Source organism: Pseudomonas sp. PAMC 25886 (genome assembly GCF_000242655.1).
Lineage (GTDB): Bacteria > Pseudomonadota > Gammaproteobacteria > Pseudomonadales > Pseudomonadaceae > Aquipseudomonas.
This window is the reverse complement of the sequence record NZ_AHHC01000092.1, coordinates 1-21536: the sequence shown is the minus strand read 5'-3', so window position 1 is coordinate 21536 and position 21536 is coordinate 1. Positions and strand designations below refer to the sequence as shown.

General features: G+C 61.8%; 19 protein-coding genes. 8 read left to right on the top strand and 11 right to left on the bottom strand.

All coding sequences use genetic code 11. The features are described 5' to 3' along the window. Nucleotides 1-220 precede the first annotated feature (220 nt). A complete protein-coding gene (locus tag MUM_RS0130735; protein ID WP_010176819.1) occupies nucleotides 221-505 on the top strand; it encodes a DUF3509 domain-containing protein in 285 nt (94 codons plus the stop codon). Between the two features lie 171 nt (nucleotides 506-676). Here MUM_RS0130735 and MUM_RS0130730 read toward each other — a convergent pair whose 3' ends face one another. Together MUM_RS0130730 and MUM_RS0130725 are read right to left on the bottom strand one after the other, a co-directional pair. Continuing rightward, complete coding sequence (locus MUM_RS0130730; protein WP_010176818.1) at nucleotides 677-1555, bottom strand: TIGR02285 family protein; 879 nt, start codon at nucleotides 1553-1555, stop codon at nucleotides 677-679. Beyond that, nucleotides 1555-2754, bottom strand: a complete 1200-nt coding sequence (locus tag MUM_RS0130725) for a CaiB/BaiF CoA transferase family protein (RefSeq protein WP_010176817.1) — start codon at nucleotides 2752-2754, stop codon at nucleotides 1555-1557. Before MUM_RS0130725 ends, MUM_RS0130730 begins: the two co-directional genes overlap by 1 nt. Nucleotides 2755-2902: 148 nt before the next feature. Here MUM_RS0130725 and MUM_RS0130720 point away from each other — a divergent pair, with 148 nt between their 5' ends. From MUM_RS0130720 to MUM_RS0130695, 6 genes are all read left to right on the top strand, one after another. Then, nucleotides 2903-3445, top strand: a complete 543-nt coding sequence (locus MUM_RS0130720; protein WP_003209567.1) for a YaeQ family protein — start codon at nucleotides 2903-2905, stop codon at nucleotides 3443-3445. Nucleotides 3446-3648: 203 nt separating this feature from the next. Then, nucleotides 3649-5358, top strand: a complete 1710-nt coding sequence (recJ, locus tag MUM_RS0130715; RefSeq protein ID WP_010176816.1) for a single-stranded-DNA-specific exonuclease RecJ — start codon at nucleotides 3649-3651, stop codon at nucleotides 5356-5358. A 151-nt stretch (nucleotides 5359-5509) separates the two neighbouring features. After that, on the top strand, nucleotides 5510-6616 hold the full coding sequence (locus tag MUM_RS0130710) for an NADH:flavin oxidoreductase/NADH oxidase (protein WP_010176815.1): 1107 nt from the start codon (nucleotides 5510-5512) through the stop codon (nucleotides 6614-6616). A gap of 82 nt (nucleotides 6617-6698) precedes the next feature. After that, nucleotides 6699-7199: an AAA family ATPase gene (locus MUM_RS0130705; protein ID WP_010176814.1), complete on the top strand. Its 501-nt coding sequence runs from the start codon at nucleotides 6699-6701 to the stop codon at nucleotides 7197-7199. Then, complete coding sequence (locus tag MUM_RS0130700; RefSeq protein WP_010176813.1) at nucleotides 7183-7719, top strand: GNAT family N-acetyltransferase; 537 nt, start codon at nucleotides 7183-7185, stop codon at nucleotides 7717-7719. Before MUM_RS0130705 ends, MUM_RS0130700 begins: the two co-directional genes overlap by 17 nt. 201 nt (nucleotides 7720-7920) lie before the next feature. Continuing rightward, on the top strand, nucleotides 7921-8106 hold the full coding sequence (locus MUM_RS0130695; protein WP_029616165.1) for a hypothetical protein: 186 nt from the start codon (nucleotides 7921-7923) through the stop codon (nucleotides 8104-8106). Nucleotides 8107-8151: 45 nt separating this feature from the next. Here MUM_RS0130695 and MUM_RS0130690 read toward each other — a convergent pair whose 3' ends face one another. The 9 genes from MUM_RS0130690 to MUM_RS0130650 form a co-directional block, all read right to left on the bottom strand. Further along, nucleotides 8152-9777 (bottom strand): glucan biosynthesis protein D, encoded by a 1626-nt coding sequence (locus MUM_RS0130690; RefSeq protein ID WP_010176811.1) that lies wholly within the window; start codon nucleotides 9775-9777, stop codon nucleotides 8152-8154. A 384-nt stretch (nucleotides 9778-10161) separates the two neighbouring features. Further along, entirely contained in the window at nucleotides 10162-12024 is a 1863-nt protein-coding gene (locus tag MUM_RS0130685; RefSeq protein ID WP_010176810.1) for an NAD(P)-binding protein, read from the bottom strand. A gap of 178 nt (nucleotides 12025-12202) precedes the next feature. Then, the gene (locus MUM_RS0130680) at nucleotides 12203-13627 is read right to left on the bottom strand and encodes a gamma-aminobutyraldehyde dehydrogenase (RefSeq protein ID WP_010176809.1); all 1425 of its coding nucleotides are present in this window, start codon (nucleotides 13625-13627) and stop codon (nucleotides 12203-12205) included. 21 nt (nucleotides 13628-13648) lie between these two features. Further along, nucleotides 13649-14458, bottom strand: a complete 810-nt coding sequence (locus MUM_RS0130675; RefSeq protein WP_003209553.1) for an ABC transporter permease — start codon at nucleotides 14456-14458, stop codon at nucleotides 13649-13651. Then, nucleotides 14448-15377, bottom strand: a complete 930-nt coding sequence (locus MUM_RS0130670; RefSeq protein WP_003209552.1) for an ABC transporter permease — start codon at nucleotides 15375-15377, stop codon at nucleotides 14448-14450. Before MUM_RS0130670 ends, MUM_RS0130675 begins: the two co-directional genes overlap by 11 nt. 1 nt (nucleotide 15378) lies before the next feature. Next, on the bottom strand, nucleotides 15379-16413 hold the full coding sequence (locus MUM_RS0130665) for an ABC transporter ATP-binding protein (protein ID WP_010176808.1): 1035 nt from the start codon (nucleotides 16411-16413) through the stop codon (nucleotides 15379-15381). A 179-nt stretch (nucleotides 16414-16592) separates the two neighbouring features. Beyond that, the gene (ydcS, locus tag MUM_RS0130660) at nucleotides 16593-17744 is read right to left on the bottom strand and encodes a putative ABC transporter substrate-binding protein YdcS (protein WP_010176807.1); all 1152 of its coding nucleotides are present in this window, start codon (nucleotides 17742-17744) and stop codon (nucleotides 16593-16595) included. 72 nt (nucleotides 17745-17816) lie between these two features. Beyond that, a complete protein-coding gene (locus MUM_RS0130655) occupies nucleotides 17817-19274 on the bottom strand; it encodes a gamma-aminobutyraldehyde dehydrogenase (RefSeq protein ID WP_010176806.1) in 1458 nt (485 codons plus the stop codon). Nucleotides 19275-19407: 133 nt separating this feature from the next. After that, on the bottom strand, nucleotides 19408-20319 hold the full coding sequence (locus tag MUM_RS0130650) for a LysR family transcriptional regulator (RefSeq protein WP_010176805.1): 912 nt from the start codon (nucleotides 20317-20319) through the stop codon (nucleotides 19408-19410). 168 nt (nucleotides 20320-20487) lie between these two features. Here MUM_RS0130650 and MUM_RS0130645 point away from each other — a divergent pair, with 168 nt between their 5' ends. Next, complete coding sequence (locus tag MUM_RS0130645; RefSeq protein ID WP_010176804.1) at nucleotides 20488-21201, top strand: tellurite resistance TerB family protein; 714 nt, start codon at nucleotides 20488-20490, stop codon at nucleotides 21199-21201. Nucleotides 21202-21536: the final 335 nt, after the last annotated feature.

Sequence of the window (21536 nt, the reverse complement as noted above, 5' to 3'; positions counted from 1 at the left end):
GATTCACCCTCGGCATCAGCGCCAAAACAGCGGCCCATTGAGTAAGCAGTTATGTGCCGCCGTTTTTTGCTTGTCATGTTGCAAGCGCATGCTGGACACGTCATCCCCGGCAACCCTTGAAAGACGAAAAAGCGAACTTTCCTACGAGACAAATAGTCACTTAGGATAGATGCAGCTCCCGTTTACACGATTGTTCCCGAACTATTGAGTGGTGATCGAGATGGAAAGTATCAGCCTATTGCTCGGTGAAGCACTGAGCCCTTACCAGGTCACGCTGACCACCTCGGGTGTGCAGGGCGAATGCCTTGTGACCGTAAAGAATCCAGCCGGTGCGATTGTGGTCGAACGCGAAGTCGACCAGGCCCAATTGACCGATAAGCGTGCGTTGGTGGATGTGGTGGACTGTTTGCACCGCGACCTGATGATTGCCGAGGGACGCCTGGAACCCTCGGTCATAGCGGCCTTGCGCAATGCGGCCCTGACCCGGCCCATTGTCTGCGCATGAAGATTTATTTTTGTTGGGAACCTTCCTACGGCAAGGTGAGTCAGATTTTGTAACAGCGAGATCAAGCATTGTGCTCCGGTGCTTGTCGCTCGTTGTTACTGGTCTTTGTAGGCCCTTATTAACCCCGAGTTGTCTCCCCACTGCTCGGGGTTTCTTTTTGCCTGCGATTTGTCATGGGCCGGCGACATCCTGGAAAAACGTCGGGTTGTCGTTGAGGTATTGCGCACGCATGACCGGGTCGAGCCATGAGGCGTAAGACTGTCGCAGTTGCTCCTGCGGGATCTCGCGCAGCACCTGGTTGATCCGCTCGATGGCCTCGCGACCCGCCGGGGTGTCAGTGCAGGCAGTCCGGGTCAGTTGATAGGGTGGGGTGCCTTTGATGGGGTAGAAGACCAGGTCCTGTGGATCGATGCCCTGTTGCAACGCTTGATAGCGAACTTCGGTCCAGTAACCCAGTACCGCCTCCAGCCGACCCTTTCGTTGCATTTGCAGCAGGCTGCCGAGGGCATCATTGCCGTAGTGCGGTGCCAGCTTGTGGGCACTGGCGTGCTTCAGCGCTTCATCGATGATGGCGCCATAGCTGCGTTCGGCGATGACGCCAAGGCGCGCATCCCTGGCACTCAAAAACGCCTCCAGGTCAAACAGGCCATCCTCCACAAACGGCGCCAGCGCCGCCCGCTGACTCTGGCGGATCGTCACGCCATTGCTCACAGTCGCAAAGGCCTGGGCGGAAAACACAATGGTTTTCGCGCGTTCTGCGGTCCACAGCAGGGACGGGTCGCAGGTCAGCGTGCTCGGGTCGCGGAGCATTTGCATGCCGCGCGCACGGTTCACGTGGAGGATCTGGTGCCGATACTCCGGCATGTGCTCGGCGAGTATCGGCAGCAGTTGGTCGAGGGCACCCTGGCCTTTTTGTGGGCCCTCGAAAATCGTCACCGGCGGCAGGTCACGCAACAGCCAGATCAAGGTGTCGTCGGCGTGGCTCGACAGCGGCCACCCCCCGAGCAGTGAACCGAGGAGGCAGAGTCGAATGATGAAGCGCCGGGCCATCAGATCGCGCCAACCTCGCGCAGTCGGGTAATGGCGGCCGTGTCGTAGCCCAGTTCGTTGAGCAGCACGCTGTTGTGCTCACCCAACTGCGGGCCGACCCACTCACAACTGCCGGGCGTGTCCGACAGTTTGGGCACGATGCCCGGCATCTTGAAGTCCTTGCCGCCGGGGAGCTGCGCCTTGAGGAACATCTCGCGGGCGAGAAACTGCGGGTCTCCCAGCATGTCTTCGGCGCTGTAGATGCGGCTGGCGGGCACTTCGGCCTTGTTCAATTGTTCGACCACCTGCTCCAGCGGCAGCGAATTGACCCAGCGATCAATCACCCCATACAGCTCATCGCGGCGGCTGTCGCGGCCATCGTTGCTGGCCAGGGCCGGGTCGTTGGCCAGGTCGTCCCGACCAATGGCCGACATGAAGCGCTTGAAGATCGCATCGCCATTGGCGCCGATCTGCACATGTTTGCCGTCGGCGCTGGTGTGGATCGAGGAGGGCGTGATGCCGGGCATGATGTTACCGGTGCGCTCGCGGATAAAGCCGAAAACGTCGAACTCCGGGATCATGCTCTCCATCATCGCGAAGATCGCCTCATACAGCGCCACATCCACGACCTGGCCGAGCCCGCCATTCACTTCGCGATGACGCAAGGCCATCAGCGCCCCAATTACCGCCCACAACGCCGCGATCGAGTCGCCAATGGAAATCCCGGTGCGCACCGGAGGGCGGTCCTCGAAACCGGTGATGTAGCGCAGGCCGCCCATCGACTCGCCCACCGCGCCAAACCCGGGCTGATCCTTCATCGGCCCGGTCTGGCCAAAACCCGAGAGGCGCACCATCACCAGTTTCGGGTTCAGGGCATGCAAGGTTTCCCAGCCCAGGCCGAGCTTTTCCAGCACGCCAGGGCGAAAATTCTCGATCAGGATGTCTGCATCCGCCAACAGCTGCTTGAGGATCGCCAGGCCGTCCGGGTGTTTCAGGTTCAGGGTCAGGGATTTTTTGTTGCGCGCCTGCACAAACCACCACAGCGAGGTGCCCTCATACAGCTTGCGCCACTTGCGCAACGGGTCGCCGCCGTCCGGGGATTCGACCTTGACCACCTCGGCGCCGAACTCGGCGCAGATGCGGGACGCGAACGGGCCGGCAATCAGGGTGCCGAGTTCGATGACTTTCAGGCCGGCAAGCGGTTTGGCGGTAAACGACATGAGGATCCTTTCAGGCGCGGTACGGGGATGTGATGCCTTTTAACATAGGCGAGTGGCGCAGTGATAAGGATGATGCAGCGCAGGATTCGTTGAATCACCTCGCCATCGGTTAGACTTGCCGCCTTTCCCTGTCTCTAGAAGTCCGTTCATGGCCCAGCCGTCCACGACCTACAAGTTTGAACTCAACCTCACCGACCTTGACCGTTCGGTGTACGAGAGCGTCAAGCAGACCATCGCCCGCCATCCTTCGGAAACCGAAGAGCGCATGACCGTGCGTTTGCTGGCCTACGCCCTTTTCTACAACGAGCAGTTGTCTTTTGGTCGTGGCCTGTCAGATGTAGACGAGCCGGCGTTGTGGGAAAAAAGCCTGGATGATCGCGTCCTGCACTGGATCGAAGTCGGCCAGCCGGACGCAGATCGCCTGACCTGGTGTTCGCGCCGCACCGAACGCACCACCTTGCTGGCCTACGGCAGCTTGCGCGTCTGGGAAGGCAAAGTGGTGCCGGTGGCGAAAAACCTGAAAAACGTGAGCATCGCCGCCGTACCCCAGGAAATCCTGGAAGTCCTGGCCAAGGACATGCCACGGGTGATCAAGTGGGACGTAATGATCAGCGAAGGCACGATCTTTGTGACCGATGACCGTGGCCAGCACGAAGTCCAGCTGGAGTGGCTGGCTGGCGAGCGCGGCTGAAACGTCGATAACTGATTGGACGCTGGTCGAGTGTGGGAGCTGTCGAGCTTTAGCGAGGCTGCGATGCAGGCGCTGCGGTCTGACAGGTACACCGAGGTGACCCTATCGCAGCCTCGCCGGGGCGCGACAGCTCCCACAAGGGATCACCGCTGTTTTCAGCATTAATTTTCAACGCTGTATTAAAGAGAAGCTTCCGTCACCCCATGCGTATCGATCCTCGCCCGTTGCCTGCCGTCCTGCCATTCCTCGGTGAATTGCCACCGTTGTTGACCCGTCTCTACGCCGCACGCGGGGTGCAATCGGAAGCCGAGCTGGATAAAAGCCTGGCGCGGCTGATCCCATATCAGCAGCTCAAGGGTATCGATGCCGCCGTGGACCTGCTGGTGACGGCCCTGGAACAGCGCCAGCGGATCCTGATCGTGGGGGACTTCGACGCCGACGGCGCCACCGCCAGCACCGTGGGCACCCTGGGCCTGCGCCTGCTGGGAGCTGCACACGTCGACTACCTGGTGCCCAACCGTTTCGAATACGGCTACGGCCTGACCCCGGAAATCGTTGCGGTGGCCCTGCAGCGCCAGCCCCAGCTGCTGATCACCGTGGACAATGGCATCTCCAGCGTCGAAGGCGTGGCAGCGGCGAAAGCGGCGGGGCTCAAGGTGCTGGTCACCGACCACCACTTGCCGGGCGACGAACTGCCGGCGGCCGACGCGATCGTCAACCCGAACCAGCCGGGCTGTGAATTCCCCAGCAAGGCCTTGGCCGGTGTTGGCGTGATCTTCTACGTGCTGATGGCCCTGCGCGCGCGCTTGCGCAGTTTGGGTTGGTACGAGAACACGCCGCAGCCGAACATCGGCGAACTGCTGGACCTGGTAGCCCTGGGCAGCGTCGCCGACGTGGTCCCGCTGGACGCCAACAACCGCATCCTGGTCTACCAGGGCCTGGAACGCATTCGCGCCGGTCGCGCCCGGCCGGGGATCAAGGCGATCCTCGAAGTGGCCAAGCGCGATCACGCTCGCATTACCTCCACCGACCTCGGTTTTATCCTCGGCCCGCGCCTGAACGCCGCCGGTCGCCTGGATGACATGAGCCTGGGCATCGAATGCCTGCTCACCACGGATTTTGCCGCGGCCCGGGAAATGGCCGCGCAGCTGGACGGCATGAACCAGGACCGCAAATCCATCGAACAAGGCATGCAGCGCGAGGCCCTGGCCCAGCTCAAGGACTTGCCGGTGGAGTCGATGCCGTATGGCTTGTGCCTGTTCGACCCGGAATGGCACCAGGGCGTCATCGGCATCCTCGCCTCGCGGATGAAAGAGCGCTACTTCCGCCCGACCATCGCCTTTGCCGATGCCGGTGACGGCCTGCTCAAGGGCTCCGGGCGTTCCGTGCCGGGCTTTCATATCCGTGACGCACTGGCCGTGGTGGCCAGCCAGCATCCGACCCTGATCGCCAAGTACGGCGGCCACGCCATGGCCGCGGGTCTTACCTTGCCCGAGGCCAACTTCCCACTGTTCGCCGAGGCGTTTGACGCCGAAGTGCGTCGGCAACTGCGCGAAGAAGACCTGACGGGCCGACTGCTGTCCGATGGCACCCTGGCGGTTGAAGAGTTTCACCTGGAACTGGCCCGCGCCCTGCGCAATGCCGGGCCGTGGGGGCAGCACTTCCCCGAGCCGTTGTTTCACGGGGTGTTCCAGTTGGTCGAGCAGCGCGTTGTCGGCGAGCGGCACCTGAAAGTGGTGCTCAAGAGCGAGTGTGGTTCGGTGAAACTGGATGGCATCGCGTTTGGTATCGACCGTGAAATCTGGCCCAACCCCACCATTCGCTGGGTGGAACTGGCCTACAAGCTCGACGTGAACGAGTTCCGGGGCCAGGAAACCGTGCAATTGATGATTGCCCACATCGAGCCGCGCTGAACCCTGTGCAATCCTCTGTTGTCGACTAGTCTCTAAGCACTGTGTGATCGGTCTTGTGACCTTGTCTTATTTCAGCCCGCCGGGGACGGGTTTTTCGTCGACCTTTCAAACAGAACCCTGGAGCCTGCCCACTGCATAAAAGAGGTGCCCCATGAGTCTGCTGCTTGAACCCTATACCCTGCGCCAACTGACCCTGCTCAACCGCATTGCCGTGTCGCCGATGTGCCAGTATTCCAGTGTCGATGGCCTGGCCAATGACTGGCACCTGGTGCACCTCGGCAGCCGTGCCGTCGGCGGCGCCGGGCTGATTTTTACCGAAGCCACCGCCGTCACTGCCGATGGCCGCATCACCGCCCAGGACCTGGGCCTGTGGAACGACGAACAGATCGAACCCCTGCAACGCATCACGCGCTTTATCAACGCCCAGGGCGCGGTGGCGGGTATTCAACTGGCCCACGCCGGGCGCAAGGCCAGTACGCACCGGCCGTGGATTGGCAAGCACGGCAGCGTCAAGCCGGAAGACGGCGGCTGGGTGCCGGTGGGCCCATCGCCGATTGCCTTTGACCCGCAGCACACCTCGCCCAGGCAACTGGATGAAGGGCAGATTCAGCAAGTGATCGCTGACTTTGTCGCCGCCGCCAAGCGCGCGTTGACCGCCGGTTTCAAAGTGGTGGAAATCCACGCCGCCCATGGCTACCTGTTGCATCAATTTCTCTCGCCCCTGAGCAATCAGCGCCAGGACCAGTACGGCGGCTCGTTCGAAAACCGCATCCGCCTGGTGCTGCAAGTGACCAAGGCGGTGCGCGAAACCTGGCCGCAGGACCTGCCCCTGTTTGTGCGGGTGTCGGCCACCGATTGGGTCGAAGACGGCTGGAACCCGGATGAAACCGTCGAACTGGCCCGCCGCCTGAAAGACCTGGGCGTGGACCTGATCGACGTCTCTTCCGGTGGCACCGCCGCCAATGCGGAAATTCCGACCGGCCCCGGTTACCAGACCCGCTTCGCCGAGCGTGTGCGCAAGGAGTCGGGCATCGCCACCGGCACCGTGGGCATGATTACCGAGCCCGCCCAGGCCGAGCACATTCTGCGCACCTGCCAGGCTGATATCATTTTCCTCGCCCGGGAACTGCTGCGTGATCCGTACTGGCCGCTGCATGCCGACGATGACCTGGGTGGTCGCAAGGCGACCTGGCCGGCGCAGTACCAGCGCGCAACCCATCGGGACCAGCCGATTCATGAGTCGGATCTGCGGGATTGATCGGTACAGGAATCGTGGTAAACATGAAAACCCGCCCTTGAACCGGCGGGTTTTTTTATTGGCTTCAACCCTGGAGAAACCCATGTTGCACCTGATCTGCGGCAAAATCGCGTCCGGCAAGTCGACCCTGACCCAGCAGTTGTCGCAGGCCCCCCAGGCGGTATTGATCAGCGAAGATGAGTGGCTGTCACGCCTTTATCCCGGGCAGATCAACGCCCTTGGCGACTATGTACGCTGCACCGGCCAACTGCGCGATGCGTTGACGGCGCATATCATTTCGTTGCTCAAGGCCGGTATCTCGGTGGTGCTGGATTTTCCCGCCAACACCTTGGCCAGTCGCCGCTGGATGCGTTCGTTGTTCGAGGGCGCGGGCGCTGACCACCAATTGCATTACCTGGACGTGCCGGACGAGGTCTGCAAGGCACGCCTGCGTGCGCGTAACGCCGCCGGCACCCACGCGTTCGAAACCAGCGACGCCCAGTTCGACCTGATCACGGGCTATTTCGAAGCGCCAACGCCTGCTGAAGGCTTCAATCTTGTTCACTATCAGCCATCGGAAACACAGCATGTTGATCAAGCGTGATCTCGCCGAAAAGGACCTGCCGCTGCTGGCGCTGATTGACCGCACCGAACGGGTCGAGGCGTGCTATCGGGTGGAACACGGCGAGTTGCTGCTGTACCCCGAATTCCACGACATGCGCGGCTGGCCCGAGGGCGAGGCCGAGCAGGACGCTGTGGCCCTGCATGCATGCCTCAAGCGCGGTGGTTGGCTGCACGGGGTGTTCGACGGTGAAAGGCTGCTGGCCGCCGTGGTGGTGGACAACCGGGTTATCCACACTCAGGGCCTGCAGATGCGCCAGCTCAAATTCCTGCATGTGAGCCACGGCGCCCGTGGCCTGGGCCTGGGTGGCCAGCTGTTTGCGCTGGCTTGTGGGCACGCCCGCGCAGCCGGCGCCGAGGCGTTATATGTATCGGCCACGGAGTCACGTAACACGGTGGAGTTCTATCTCAGGCACGGTTGCCGCCTGCTCAAACAGCCGGACCCCGAGCTGTATCAACAGGAACCGCACGACATCCATTTGTATCGCCCGCTTGTGGGATAGCGCTGTAGGTCATTGCCCTGTAAACGTTTTTTTCAAGTGATTACTCTAAAAAGTCTCACGCCCGGCAAGATAGTTTCTACGCTTACGGTAAGTCTGATCTCTGGCCCAGGAAGTCAGTCGGTTGATCCTCGCAGGCATTGCGTGTCGAGGGATGAGGTGATGGGCAATCAGGAGCAGTCGATTGATACGAGGAGACAGTCCATGGCCAAGTCTTGTGGTGTTGCGGGTGTTGTGTCGTCTTTTCTGGCCCGCAGGATGTCGTTGCGTGGCAAACGCTTGAGTTCGGACGAGGAGCAATTGCTGGAACAGTACCGCGCCCTCACCGAGAGTGATCAGGTGGCGATGCGGTACTTGATCGGGGCGATGAAGAGTATTTCGCGGTTCTGAAAGCGCCGAAGGGACGTTCCCACGCACGCGTGGGAACGTTCGCTATCAGGTGTACTTGCGCTTGTCTGGCGCAGGTGGGAAGTACTGGTACAGCCAGGTTTCACTCAAGGTACGGTCCTGGGTGCGGATGAACAGTCGCAGCTCAACCGGCTCCACACTGTCGCTGGTCGGGTACCAATCAAACAGGATCCGATAACCCTTGATGGCATCCAGCACCAATACGCTGAAGTCCTTGACCTCACCGTGGGAGCAGGTCACCACCGGTTCGATCCCGGTGCCTTCAGGCAACCGATCCAGCCCACCACCGTTGAAGTCCACGGCAAAGCGTCGCGCCCACACCTGTGGGTAATGCTCGCCCGGTGCCCAGCCTTCGGTGAAGCCGCCCATGCCCGAACGGGTAGCGTTAACCTGCGCCAGCGGCGTGCTGACCGGCGGCAGGGCGCTCCAGTAGAGCTTGTAGCCGTAGTTCAGGGATTCACCGGCCGCCACGGGCTTTTTCGGGGTCCAGAAGGCCACGATGTTGTCCAGGGTCTCGCCGGTTGTAGGAATTTCCAGCAGGTCGATCGAGCCTTCGCCCCACGCAGTTGTAGGTTCTACCCACAGGCTCGGGCGCTTGCTGTACCAGTCGACCGTGTCCTGGTAGCTGGCGAACTCATGGTCGGTCTGCACCAGGCCGAAGCCTTTCGGGTCGGTGTCGGCAAAGGCGTTGAATTGCAGGGTGGCCGGGTTGTTCAGCGGGCGGCAGATCCACTCGCCATTGCCGCGCCACATGGCCAGGCGGTCCGAGTCGTGGATTTGCGGGTGGATGGTGTCGCACATCCGCCGTTCATGGGTGCCGCAGCTGAACATGCTGGTCATCGGTGCAATGCCCAGCTGTTCGATGGCGGTACGCGCGTTGATATGGGCGTCGATCGCCATCACCACCTGGTTGGCCTGGCAGTCGATGTCGAAGCGGTAGGCACCGGTGGCGCTCGGCGAGTCCAGCAGGGCGTAGACCACGAAGCGGGTGCTGTCCTTGTCCGGGGTTTCGAACCAGAACTTGGTGAAGTCCGGGAACTCCTCGCGCTTTTTCGCGTAGGTGTCGATGGCCAGGCCGCGTGCGGAAAGGCCGTACTGGCCAGTGGAATCCACCGCCCGGAAGTAGCTGGCGCCGAGGAAGGACAGCACGTCATGGCGGTCCAGTTCCGGGGCCTTGAACAGCTTGAAACCGGAGAAACCCAGGTCGCCGGTCAGCTGTTTGGTGTCCACCGTGGTTTTTTCATAGTTGAACAGCGAAGGGCGGAAGTGCACTTCGCGGGCCTGGCGGGTTTTCGGATCGACGCTGTACATGCGCACCGGCGTCTTGAAACCCATGCCGACGTGGAAGAATTGCACGTCCAACTGGCCGTTCAGCTCCTTCCACAGGGAATGCTTGCCGTCGTAGCCGATGGCATTGAAATTCTGCGGGGTCATGGTCGCCAGGGTCGGCGGCAATACCTGCTTGGTGTCCTGGTAGCGATTGCTGGCCAGTTGCTTGGCCTGGATCTTCAGCGCCTCGAAATCGAAGGCCTGGGCCTCGCCATCGGCGGCGCGATTGCCCGCCCAGGCTTGAGCGGCCAGCAGGCCACTGGCCGACAGACCGGTGTAAGCCGCAATGGCCATGGACGCTTTGAGCAAATTCCTGCGGTGCATAAATACAACCTGTCGTGAACAATCCCGCGCCGTTCCTGGCACGTGCTGGATCAAGAAAAACGGTTCGGACATGCCTTCGGCCAAACGCAACGGACATTAAACAGATGCCAAATAGCTTAAGCGGTTCGGTGCGGAAGGAAAAATGATTGATGGCGGGTTGATGGCGTTGCATATGAAACAAGACGTTTCCATACAACGCTGGTGTCTGTGAAGATGGGATTTTCTGTGGCGAGGGGGCTTGTCCCCCGTTGGGCTGCGCAGCGGCCCCATTAAGGCCACCGCCCTTTCCAGGCAGGAATTCAAGTCAGCTTTTGGGGCTGCTACGCAGCCCAACGGGGGACAAGCCCCCTCGCCACAAAAGCCCTTCTGCTTGAAGAGCAGGGGTCAACCCACTTCACCTACCGCCCGATACGCCTCATCAATCGCCGCATGGGCATATGCACTCCACGCCGCGTCCGAGTTGGCGATGCTCACATGCCCCAGCGGTTTGCGCGCCAGGTCCTTCAGTTTTTCGCTTTCATCGGCATCGTCAAACAAGCTGTTGGAGAAGGTCGCATAGCCGTGTGACCAACGGTTTACAGTGATCGCCAGAATGTCGGTCTGGTGGTTGAAGCCGCCCGGGCCGAGCATGCGTTGCAGCTGATCCCGCAGTTGCGCTTCCAGTTGTTCAAACGTCTGCCCATACAGCTTGCCCCGCCCGGCGCGGGCCTGGTCGCGGCCGTTCATGCCGCTGTTGGGGCTGGTGGGCACGTACACCATGTGTAAACCGATCGGCTGCGTCGGGTCACGCGGGTGCTCGTAGCCGCCCATGCTCACCGGGTAGTCGAGCTTGATCCGGCTGTAGGGCTGGGTCGCCGCGTAGATCTCATGCACCCCCAGCTTCTGGAATGATGTCCAGTTGCGCACCACGACTTTGGTGTACACCAGCGGGTACTTCACGTTCTGGCTCAAGGCCTGGGCCTGCTGCTCCGGCAGGTCCCGCAGCAGGTACGGGATCATCATGTTGTAGCACGCCAGGATGCAGCGCTTGCCACGCACCTGTGCGAGTTGGCCACCACGGCTGTAGCCGATGTGCACGCCGTCACTGACGTTACGCACACTCACCGCCGTGCTGTTCAAGCGCACCCGCACCGGCGTCTTGGGTTGATCGAGTTTGGCGTAATCAAACGGCGCCAGCACGATGTCTTCCATGGTGTGCCCGGGCGCCACGGCCGGAATCAGGCTGCGCACCAGCAGCCGCGCCAGCGAGGCGTTGCCGTCGGGGAAGTGGTAGATGTAGGGCTCTTCCATTTCTGCCGCGGCTTCTTCGCTGATGGGCGCGAGGTTCATTCCGGCGAAGCCCGGGAAACCCACGCTGTAGGCATCGGCCGAAGCCACGGCGTCGATGCTCAAGGCCATGAAGTCGTTGGTGCGGCTCTGGAAGTACTTCACCGCGCCTTCCGACAATCCCACGTCCTTGAGCAGGAAATCGCGGTAGCTGGTGGCGGCCAGGTAGTCCGCCTTTTCCTCGGCGGTCTTGCCCGGCAAGTAATCCCTGGGGGCGACATGCAGGGCAATCAAAGCCTCGCGATCAGCTTGCGGCAGCGGGAAGTCATTGATGAAGTCGCTGATGGAGCGCGCATGCAATTGGTCCGGGGCGATGTCGTCGGCGACCATCGGCGTCGGGTCGCCGGTGACCAGTTTGTCTTCGCCGAAGTTTTCCTTGTCGAAGAACACCCCGCGTGACAGGCCAAGGCCCGGGTAGAACTCACGGTCAAACGCGGTCTCGAAGCGCTTGATGTTCACCCCGAGTTTCTTCAACAGTCCGTTTACTTCTTTGCTGTAAAGATGATTCGGCGACTGGAACGCTTCGCTGCCGCCGTAGCCGATGATCATCCGGCCACCGGCCTGGAATTCGTTGCGCTTGGCGTGGCCGCCGAAGTCGTCGTGGTTTTCCAGGATCAGGATCTTCGCCTTCGGGTGCTTCTCACGGTAGAACCACGCCGCCGACAAACCGCTCAGGCCACCGCCGACCACCACCAGGTCATAGTCCTCGGTGATCGGCAATTTGTCGGTGTCGAACACCTTCTTTTCCCAGCCCATCTGGTGGGCGATTTCGAACGAGCCGACATGGCTGCCACGCAAGCCGGTGAGGGCGGGCGGGTAGTAACGGCCATCGGGAGCGGCCTGGAGGATTTGCAACGGCGTCATGCCGGCGGCAATAGTGATGGCGACGCCGTTGAGGAAGTCGCGGCGGGTGATGTCCATGGGAACCTGCGAATTATTTATTGTTATGAGGAGATCCCCTGTGGGAGCGGGCCGTTGTGGCGAGGGAGCTTGCTCCCGCTGGGCTGCGTAGCGGCCCCAAAAATCCTGGGAGCGCTTCGCACTCCAGCGGGAGCAAGCTCCCTCGCCACAGTGAGCTCGCTTCGACAGGGGTTATGGGTCAGTGCTTGAACATCACATGGCGAACGGTGGTGTAGTCCTCCAGGCCATACATGGACATGTCCTTGCCATAGCCGGACAGTTTCTGACCGCCATGAGGCATTTCGCTGACCAGCATGAAGTGGGTATTCACCCAGGTGCAGCCGTACTGCAAACGCGCAGCCAGGCGGTGGGCGCGGCCGACATCGGCGGTCCATACCGACGACGCCAGGCCGTAGTCCGAATCATTGGCCCAGCCCAATACCTGGGCTTCGTCATTAAACTTGGTCACCGACACCACTGGCCCGAACACCTCGCGGCGCACGATCTCGTCGTCCTGCTGCGCGTCGGCCAACACCGTCGGCTCAAAGAAGAACCCGTTGCCTTCCACGGCCTTGCCGCCGGTGATCAGGCGGATGTGGGATTGCGCCACGGCACGCTCCACAAACCCGGCCACACGGTCGCGATGCTGTGCGGTAATCAGCGGGCCCAACTCGGTGGCAGGGTCATCCTGCAAACCGTATTTGATGCTGGCGACCGCCGCGCCGAGCTTCTCGACGAACGCGTCGTAGATATCGGCCTGTGCATAAATCCGGCACGCCGCCGTGCAGTCCTGGCCCGCGTTGTAGAAGCCGAAGGTGCGAATGCCTTCCACGGCCGCGTCGATATCGGCGTCGTTGAAGATGATCACCGGTGCCTTGCCGCCCAGTTCCATGTGCATGCGTTTGACGCTGTCGGCGGTGCTGGAAATGATATTGGCGCCGGTGGCAATCGAACCCGTCAGCGAGACCATGCGCACTTTCGGGTGATTCACCAGCGGGCTGCCCACGGACGGCCCACGGCCAAACACCAGGTTGAGCACACCAGCCGGGAAAATTTCAGCGGCCAGCTCCACCAAACGCAAGGCGGTCAGCGGGGTTTGTTCCGACGGCTTGAGCACCACGGTATTACCGGCGGCCAGCGCCGGGGCGATTTTCCAGGCGACCATCATCAGCGGGTAGTTCCACGGCGCGATGGAAGCAATCACGCCCACCGGGTCGCGGCGGATCATCGAGGTGTGGCCCGGCAGGTATTCACCGCCGGCCGAACCGCTCATGCAGCGGCTGGCACCGGCGAAGAAACGGAACACGTCGGCCACCGCCGGGATCTCGTCGTTCAGCGCGGCGCTGTAGGGCTTGCCGCAGTTGTCCGACTCCAGCTTGGCCAGCTCTTCCCCGTGGGCTTCGATGGCGTCGGCGAGTTTGAGCAGCAGCAGCGAGCGGTCTTTGGGCGGGGTCTGGGACCAGCCTTCAAACGCGCTGTCGGCGGCGCGCACGGCGGCGTCGACCTGGGCTTCGCTGGCTTCCTTGATCTCTACCAGTACCCGGCCCAGTGCCGGGTTGAACACCGGCTGCGCCGGGCCTTCGCCTTCGACCAGTTGGCCGTTGATCAGCAGTTTGGTTTGCATGTTCGTGTCCTCTTCAAACAATTATTTACCGCCACTACCGGCCACGCTTTCGCCGCCGCGGGTCAGGTAATAGGCACCCAGAATCGGGAACATCGTCACGATCATCACCAGCATCGCCACCACGTTGGTCACCGGCACATCCCGTGGCCGGCTCAACTGGTTGAGCAGCCACAGCGGCAAGGTGCGCTCGTGGCCGGCGGTGAAGGTGGTGACGATGATTTCGTCGAACGACAGCGCAAACGCCAGCATGCCGCCGGCCAGCAACGCCGAGCCGAGGTTGGGCATGATGATGTAGCGGAAGGTCTGCCAGCCGTCGGCTCCGAGGTCCATCGAGGCTTCGATCAGGCTGTGGGAAGTGCGGCGCAAACGGGCGATCACGTTGTTGTAGACGATCACCACGCAGAAGGTCGCGTGGCCGACGATGATGGTGAACATCCCTGGCTCGATGCCCAACGTCTTGAAGGTCGCCAGCAACGCGATACCGGTGATGATCCCCGGCAGCGCAATCGGCAGGATCAGCATCAGCGAGATGCCCTGCTTGCCGAAGAACTCCCGGCGATACAACGCTGCCGAGGCCAGGGTGCCGAGCACCATCGCAATCAGCGTGGCGATGGCCGCGATTTGCAGCGACAGCTTGATCGCTTCCAGCACGTCCGGCCGCGAGAAGGCCACGCTGAACCACTTCAGGGTGAAGCCCTGGGGTGGAAAGCTGAACGCCGCCTCTTCGGTGTTGAAGGCGTAGAGGAAGATGATCAGGATCGGGAAGTGCAGGAAAACCAACCCACCCCAGGCCGCGATTTTTAAGCTCAGTGAGGCTTTTTCAGAGTGCATCGAAGGCCCCCAGACGTTTGACGATGGACAGGTAAACCGCGATCAGCACGATCGGCACCAGGGTGAACGCTGCGGCCATGGGCATGTTGCCGATGGCGCCTTGTTGCGCGTACACCATGCCGCCGACGAAGTAACCCGGCGGGCCCACCAGTTGCGGCACGATGAAGTCGCCCAGGGTCAGCGAGAACGTGAAGATCGAACCTGCTGCAATCCCCGGCACCGACAGCGGCAGAATCACTTGCATGAAGGTCTGGCGCGGCTTGGCGCCGAGGTCTGCCGAGGCTTGCAGCAACGACGGCGGCAAACGCTCCAGCGAGGCCTGGATCGGCAAAATCATGAACGGCAGCCAGATGTACACAAACACCATGAACCGCCCCAAATGCGAGGTGCTCAAGGTGCTGCCGCCCACGCCGGGAATGCCCATGATGAATTGCAACGCCGGCTCCAGGCCCAGGTGCTGCACGAACCACTGCGCTACGCCGCCCTTGGCCAGCAGCAAGGTCCAGGCGTAGGCCTTGACGATGTAGCTGGCCCACATCGGCATCATCACGGCGATGTAGAAAAACGCCTTGGTCTTGCCCGTGGTGTAGCGCGCCATGTAGTAGGCGATGGGGAACGCGACGATGGCGCTGGCGATGGACACCACGACCGCCATGCTCAAGGTGCGCACGATGATGTCGAAGTTCGACGGCTGGAACAGTGCGGCGAAGTTGGCCAGGGTCAGGTCCGGCGTGACCGCCATGGTGAAGTCGTCAAAGGTATAGAACCCTTGCCACAGCAGGGTCAGCAACGAACCCAGGTAGATCGCGCCGAACCAGATCAGCGGCGGCACCAGCAGCAGCGACAGGTACAGGTTGGGCTTCTTGTACAGCAGGTTGGAAAACCTGCGCATTGGGGGTTGGGACAGGGCCAGGCTCATGTCACACCTCGCCTGCGATGTCGGTCAACGGCGTCATGGCTTCCCGCGCCCAGCGCGCGGTGATGGACTGGCCGACCTGATGCCCGGCGGTGGTGTCCAGCCATTGGTTGTTGGCCTGGCTGATGTTCAGGGCCTGGCCGTTTTCCAGTTTCAGTTCATAGCGGGTGGCGCTGCCCTGGTACTGGATATCGTGCAGCAAGCCGCTGACTTCCACTTCACCGCTGCCCAGCGGGCCTTCGGCGAAACGCACGTGTTCCGGGCGGATCGAGAATGGCTGCGGGTTACCGCTCAAGCGTTGCGCCAGTTCGCCGCGAATCACGTTGGAGGTGCCGACGAATTCCGCGACGAAGGTGGTGGCGGGCTTCATGTACAGGTTGCGCGGGGTGTCGACCTGTTCGATGCGGCCCTTGTTGAACACGGCCACGCGGTCGGACATCGACAGCGCTTCGGTCTGGTCGTGGGTCACGAAAATGAAGGTGATGCCGAGCTGGCGTTGCAACTTCTTCAGCTCGCTTTGCATCTGTTCGCGCAGCTTCAGGTCGAGGGCGCCCAAGGGCTCATCGAGCAGCAGCACACGCGGGCGATTGACCAGTGCGCGAGCCAGGGCCACGCGTTGACGCTGGCCGCCGGAGAGTTGCACCGGCTTGCGGTCGCCGTAGCCGCCGAGGGCCACCATGCCCAGGGCTTCTTCGGCGCGGTTGAGGCGTTCGGTCTTGGCCACGCCTTTGACTTTCAGGCCGTAGGCCACGTTGTCCCGCACGTTCATGTGGGGGAACAGCGCGTAATCCTGGAACACCGTGTTCACGTCGCGCTGATACGGTGGCAGGCCGGCGGCTTCTTCGCCGTGAATACGGATGGAGCCGGCACTCGGTTGTTCGAAACCGGCGATCAGGCGCAGGCACGTGGTTTTGCCCGAGCCGGAAGGGCCGAGCATGGAAAAGAACTCGCCGTCCTGGATATCGATGGAAACCCGGTCAACGGCTTTCACTTCGCCGAACTGACGGGAAACGTGGGTGAATTGGACTGCAAGCGTCATGGTGCGGTGCTCCAAAAAGGTACGGGTCGTCGCAGCGGCCCGGCCTGGACTTCTGAAAAATCTATCAATAGCGGTGAGAACCCTTGTAGGAGCCGGCTTGCCGGCGATGGCGGCCTTGAATACTGCAAAGAACTCAAGGGCCTCATCGCCGGCAAGCCGGCTCCTACAGGAAGGCGGTGTCAGCGCCCGCCCATGATCGCGATGTAATCCTGGGTCCAGCGGCTGTACGGCACGAACTTGCCGCCTTCAGCCTGCGGGGTTTTCCAGAAGGCGATCTTTTCGAACTGGTCGAAGCCGTTGGTCTTGCAACCCTCTGCGCCCAGCAGCTCGCTTTCCTTGCACGCAGCAGGCACCGCCGGCAGCGAACCGAACCACGAGGCCACATCACCCTGGACCTTCGGCTGCAGCGACCAATCCATCCACTTGTAGGCACAGTTCGGGTGCTTGGCATCGGTGTGCAGCATGGTGGTATCCGCCCAGCCGGTGGCGCCTTCCTTTGGAATGGTCGAGGCAATCGGCTGCTTCTCGTTCACCAGGCCGTTGACCTGATACGGCCAGGCGCTGGAGGCCACCACGCCTTCGTTCTTGAAGTCACTCATTTGCACGGTGGTGTCGTGCCAGTAGCGGTGGATCAACGGTTGCTGGGCGCGCAACAGGTCGAGCACGGCCTTGTACTGGGTTTCGGTCAGCTCGTACGGGCTCTGGATGCCCAGTTCCGGCTTGGTGGCCTTGAGGTACAGCGCCGCGTCGGCGATGTAGATCGGGCCGTCATACGCCTGCACACGGCCTTTGTTCGGCTTGCCGTCCGGCAGGTTCTGCGCATCGAACACCACGTTCCAGCTGGTAGGCGCGGTCTTGAACACGTTGGTGTTGTACATCAACACGTTCGGGCCCCACTGGTACGGCGTGCCGTACGTCTGCTGGCCGACCACGTACCACGGCGCATCCTTGAGGCGCGGGTCGATGTTCTTCCAGTTGGGAATCAGCGACGTGTTGATCGGCTGCACACGCTTGCCGCCGATCAGCCGCAACGAGGCATCGCCCGACGCGGTGACCAGGTCGTAGCCGCCCTTGGCCATCAAGCTCACCATCTCGTCGGAGGTGGCGGCGGTCTTGACGTTGACCTTGCAGCCGGTATCTTTCTCGAAACCGGTGACCCAGTCGTAGTTCTTGTCGCTTTCGCCACGTTCGATATAGCCGGGCCAGGCGACGATATCCAGTTGGCCTTCACCGGCACCCACCGCCTTGAGCGGTTCGGCGGCCTGGATGCTGACACTGGCCAGCAGCGCGGTGGTCAGGGCACTGAGCAGTGCGGTCTTGTGCGCAGACATGGGGGTTCCCTCTTCTTTAATTATGGTCGGGGCAGTTTTTGCAGCAGGTGGTGCATGAGCGTAGTTGTTGTTTTAAAGATGCTGGCCGTGGCGCGCCATGATGTGTCGCACCACGCTGTAGTCCTGTAGCGAATCGCTGGACAGATCTTTCCCATACCCCGAGCGCTTCAAGCCGCCGTGGGGCATTTCGCTGACCAGCATGAAATGGCTGTTGATCCAGGTGCAGCCGTACTGCAGGCGCGACGCCACTTGCATCGCCTTGTCCAGGTTCTGGGTCCACACGGAAGAGGCCAGGCCGTATTCCGAGTCGTTGGCCCAGTCCACAGCCTGTTCCAGCTCGTCGAAGCGGGTCACGGTGACCACCGGGCCGAACACTTCGCGCTGCACGATTTCATCATTCTGTTTACAACCGGCCAGCAACGTTGGCTGGTAGAAGAACCCGGCACCGGAGTGCACGGCGGCACCGGTGATGCGTTCGATATGCGGCTGGCCGAGGGCGCGCTCGACAAAACTGGCCACGCGGTCGCGCTGGCGGGTGCTGATCAGCGGGCCGAGTTCGTTGTCGGCATCGCGCTTGCCGGCAAACCGCAGGCTGCTGACGGCGGCGCCGAGGTCGGCGACCAATTTGTCGTGGATGCCGGCCTGGGCGTAGATGCGGCACGCGGCGGTGCAGTCCTGGCCGGCGTTGTAATAACCGTAGGCGCGCACGCCTTCGACCACCGCTTGCAGGTCGGCGTCGTTGCACACGATCACCGGGGCTTTGCCGCCCAATTCAAGGTGAGTGCGCTTAAGCGTCTTGGAGGCGGCCTGGAGGATTTTCTGCCCGGTGACGATATCGCCGGTCAACGACACCATGCGCACTTTCGGGTGGCTGATCAAATGGCTGCCGACGCCTTCGCCACCGCCACACAGAATGTTGATCACCCCGCGCGGCAACAGTTGGCTCAGTGCGGGCGCCAGGGCCAGGATCGACAGCGGCGTATGTTCCGACGGCTTGAACACCAGGGTATTACCGGCGGCCAGGGCCGGGGCGATTTTCCAGGCGGCCATCATCAGCGGGTAGTTCCATGGCGCGATCGAGGCGACCACACCAATCGGATCGCGGCGCACCATGCTGGTGTAGCCCGGCAGGTATTCGCCGCTCAGTTGCCCGGTCTGGCAGCGCACGGCGCCGGCGAAGAAGCGGAACACATCGACGGTGGCGCTCAAGTCATCCTGGCGCGCGAGGTGCAACGGTTTGCCGCAGTTCAGCGATTCCAGGCGCGCGAGGTAGTCGGCTTGTTTTTCGATGGCATCGGCGATGCCCAGGAGAATGTTCGAACGCTGCTGGGGCGTGGTCCGCGACCAGCCGGCAAAAGCGCGGTGGGCGGCGAGGATCGCGGCTTCAACCTGCTCGGTGCTGGCTTCGGCGATGTGGGTGAGGATTTCACCGGTGGCCGGGTTGATGATCGGCTCGACAAACCCCTGGCCCGGGACCAGTTCGCCGTCGATCAGCAACGCAGTGAGCAGCGGTGTGGGCGCGCCAGACATTTTTCGCGATCTCTTTTCTTGTGTGGTCATGGCTGTTCTCGTGCGAGGCGCCTGACCTTCTCTTAGGGGATGAGCAGAGACTAGAGGTCAGGCGCGAGGTCAACAAATACTAAATACTGAAAGCAGCATTCGATTAAATAGATGGCTTGCGCGGGTGCGGCTGTTCGCGGGCTACCGTCAGGAACGGGTCCACCAGCGCCGGGCGCGCCGTGCCCCGGCGCCAGGCCAGGCCCACGTCGAGGGTTTGGCTGAGGTCGGCAATCGGCCGGGCCTCGATGATGTCGCCTTCCAGGGACCAGGGGCGGTAGGTCATGTCTGGCTGAATCGACACGCCCAGGCCGGCGGCGACCAGGCTTCGCACGGCTTCCGTCGACGCGGTACGCAGCGTGACCCGGGGTTGTAGCCCGGCGCTGGTCCACATGCGCTGGGCGTTGTGGCCCATTTCATCGACGTTCAACTGAATCAGCGGCTCGCGCGCCACGTCGGCGAGGTTGATGCTGTCGTGTTCCAGCAGCGGGTGCTGGGCCGGCAGCCACAGGCGGTGGGGTGAGTGGGTCAGCACTTCGGTTTGCAGGGCGTGGCGGTCTTCGAGGTTGGAGAGGATCAACACGCCGACGTCGATTTCACCGCTGACCAGCAAGTGCTCGATGTAGGGGCGCTCGTCTTCCATCACGCGGATTTCCACATTGGGGTAGGCGCGCTGGAAGCGGGTGAGCAAATCCGCCAGGTAATAGCCGGCCACCAGGCTGGTTACGCCGATGATCAGTTGCCCGGCCACCTGGTCGGTGCTCTGTTGCAGGCTGCGTTTGGCGTTGTCGACGGTGGCGAGGATCAGGTGGGCCTGGCGCAGGAACTGGTGGCCCTGGTGAGTCAGGGTCATGCCCTTGGCGTGGCGGTTGAACAGGTTGACGCCGATTTCCTGTTCCAGTTGCTGGATTGCCAGGGTCAGGGTGGACTGGGAGATGAAGGCGGTCTGGGCGGCGGCGGAGATCGAGCCGGTCTCGGCCACGGCGATGAAGTGACGGATCTGACGCAAGGTCATCATGCTGGAATTACCAGTGGGGTGTTTTTATAGATTTGTTCGAGTGTATATCGTTTTAATTGAGGGGTAAGCGCGTTACATCTGGAAGCACTCTAGATCGGGGGTTTTTGGCACTTAGTTTTACGCTGGGGGCCTATTGGTCCTGTGACCCTGAGTTTCTGGAGGCTGTGAATGAATACCCGTGGATTGCTTGATCAACTGCTCAAATCCGGCCAGGACATGCTGCAGAACAAGGCTGGCGGGCAGCGTAAAGGTGAGGACAAAGGTGCCCTCGGTGGCTTGCTCGGCAGCGGCGGGCTGGGCAGTTTGCTCGGTGGTGCGGGTGGGGGCGCCCTGGCAGCCGGTGCTATGGGGCTTTTGTTGGGGAACAAGAAAGCTCGCCAGTTTGGTGGCAAGGCGCTGACCTACGGCGGGTTGGCTGCGTTGGGCGTGATTGCCTACAAGGCCTATGGCAATTGGCAGGCGCAGCAGGCCAGTGCGCCCCGGGGTGAGCCGCAGACTATTGATCGCTTGCCGGCCGCTCAGGTTGAGCTGCATAGCCAGGCGATTCTCAAGGCGCTGGTGGCGGCGGCCAAGGCGGATGGGCATGTGGATGAACGCGAGCGTGAGTTGATCGAAGGGGAGTTTGTGAAGCTGGACAACGACCGCGAGTTGCAGCAATGGCTGCATGCCGAGCTGAACAAGCCTCTGGATCCGGCAGATGTGGCTCGGGCGGCCAGTACGCCGGAGATGGCGGCTGAGATGTATATCGCCAGTGTGATGTTGGTGGATGAGGAGAACTTCATGGAGAAGTCTTATCTCGATGAGTTGGCGCGGCAGCTTAAGTTGGAGCCGGGGTTGAAGGCTGAGCTTGAGAAACAGGTGCGGCAGGTGGTGGCTGGTTGATTGTGTACATATCCGTTTCTTTGGTAACGGCTGCTTAGGGTTCCGCTCTTACAGCGGGTCACTTTGGAAAAGCCCCAAAGTAACCAAAGGGCTCTGCCCCGCCTGTCGGCACCTCGCTCAGGCTCGGTGTTCCCTCACTCCGGGATTGCTCCGCGGGCCGCCGCGACGGGGCGTCCCTGCCCCGTCGCGGCTAAACCGGCGTCCTGCCGGTTTACCCGCTCCTCAATCCCTGCGTTCGGCCTCGGGCTTATTGGGGCAGTCAGAGCCAGATCAAGATCAAAAGCAAGAGCACAGCGGCCTACAGGCCGGCTTGAGTGGTAGAAGCCAGAGCAAAA

Bases quoted from the DNA above. Each gene is read 5' to 3' on its own strand.
- MUM_RS0130665 (WP_010176808.1), bottom strand. From the start codon at position 16,413: ATGACGCTTGCAGTCCAATTCACCCACGTTTCCCGTCAGTTCGGCGAA.
- MUM_RS0130725 (WP_010176817.1), bottom strand. From the start codon at position 2,754: ATGTCGTTTACCGCCAAACCGCTTGCCGGCCTGAAAGTCATCGAACTC.
- MUM_RS0130700 (WP_010176813.1), top strand. From the start codon at position 7,183: ATGTTGATCAAGCGTGATCTCGCCGAAAAGGACCTGCCGCTGCTGGCG.
- MUM_RS0130675 (WP_003209553.1), bottom strand. From the start codon at position 14,458: ATGCACTCTGAAAAAGCCTCACTGAGCTTAAAAATCGCGGCCTGGGGT.
- MUM_RS0130680 (WP_010176809.1), bottom strand. From the start codon at position 13,627: ATGCAAACCAAACTGCTGATCAACGGCCAACTGGTCGAAGGCGAAGGC.
- MUM_RS0130695 (WP_029616165.1), top strand. From the start codon at position 7,921: ATGGCCAAGTCTTGTGGTGTTGCGGGTGTTGTGTCGTCTTTTCTGGCC.
- ydcS (WP_010176807.1), bottom strand. From the start codon at position 17,744: ATGTCTGCGCACAAGACCGCACTGCTCAGTGCCCTGACCACCGCGCTG.
- MUM_RS0130655 (WP_010176806.1), bottom strand. From the start codon at position 19,274: ATGTCTGGCGCGCCCACACCGCTGCTCACTGCGTTGCTGATCGACGGC.
- MUM_RS0130735 (WP_010176819.1), top strand. From the start codon at position 221: ATGGAAAGTATCAGCCTATTGCTCGGTGAAGCACTGAGCCCTTACCAG.
- MUM_RS0130690 (WP_010176811.1), bottom strand. From the start codon at position 9,777: ATGCACCGCAGGAATTTGCTCAAAGCGTCCATGGCCATTGCGGCTTAC.
- MUM_RS0130645 (WP_010176804.1), top strand. From the start codon at position 20,488: ATGAATACCCGTGGATTGCTTGATCAACTGCTCAAATCCGGCCAGGAC.
- MUM_RS0130685 (WP_010176810.1), bottom strand. From the start codon at position 12,024: ATGGACATCACCCGCCGCGACTTCCTCAACGGCGTCGCCATCACTATT.
- MUM_RS0130710 (WP_010176815.1), top strand. From the start codon at position 5,510: ATGAGTCTGCTGCTTGAACCCTATACCCTGCGCCAACTGACCCTGCTC.
- MUM_RS0130720 (WP_003209567.1), top strand. From the start codon at position 2,903: ATGGCCCAGCCGTCCACGACCTACAAGTTTGAACTCAACCTCACCGAC.
- MUM_RS0130730 (WP_010176818.1), bottom strand. From the start codon at position 1,555: ATGGCCCGGCGCTTCATCATTCGACTCTGCCTCCTCGGTTCACTGCTC.
- MUM_RS0130650 (WP_010176805.1), bottom strand. From the start codon at position 20,319: ATGATGACCTTGCGTCAGATCCGTCACTTCATCGCCGTGGCCGAGACC.
- recJ (WP_010176816.1), top strand. From the start codon at position 3,649: ATGCGTATCGATCCTCGCCCGTTGCCTGCCGTCCTGCCATTCCTCGGT.
- MUM_RS0130705 (WP_010176814.1), top strand. From the start codon at position 6,699: ATGTTGCACCTGATCTGCGGCAAAATCGCGTCCGGCAAGTCGACCCTG.
- MUM_RS0130670 (WP_003209552.1), bottom strand. From the start codon at position 15,377: ATGAGCCTGGCCCTGTCCCAACCCCCAATGCGCAGGTTTTCCAACCTG.